Annotated in this window: 1 rRNA gene; it reads right to left on the bottom strand. The window is 42.0% G+C overall.

Annotated elements, in window-relative coordinates:
* Positions 1–7: 7 nt before the first annotated feature.
* Positions 8–118: ribosomal RNA gene (gene rrf / locus DF185_RS23465) — 5S ribosomal RNA — on the bottom strand.
* Positions 119–319 lie beyond the last annotated feature (201 nt).

Raw genomic sequence — 319 nt, 5'->3', positions numbered from 1 at the left:
CTTTAAAGGTTGGCGTCGACCTACTCTCCCACATCTCTGCAGTACCATCGGCGCTAACGGGCTTAACTTCTCTGTTCGGAATGGGAAGAGGTGGAACCCCGTCGCTATAAACACCTAAAATCATTGTTGACTCTTTGGTGATCATATTGATCAGTTGTCAATCTAATATCGTAGACATATCGAAAAAGTAAAATAAAAGAACCTTCATTAGTAAGATTCAGCGATTGACCTCGCCACTCAGAAGCTTTCGGGTAATTAGTATTGCTCGACTTTGATGTTACCACCTTTACATCTGCAACCTATCAACGTTATCGTCTCT

The sequence above is a fragment of the Marinifilum breve genome, from assembly GCF_003202155.1.
Classification (GTDB): Bacteria; Bacteroidota; Bacteroidia; order Bacteroidales; family Marinifilaceae; genus Marinifilum; species Marinifilum breve.
The sequence above is the reverse complement of the archived record's forward strand: the minus strand, read 5'-3'. Positions and strand labels throughout refer to the sequence as shown.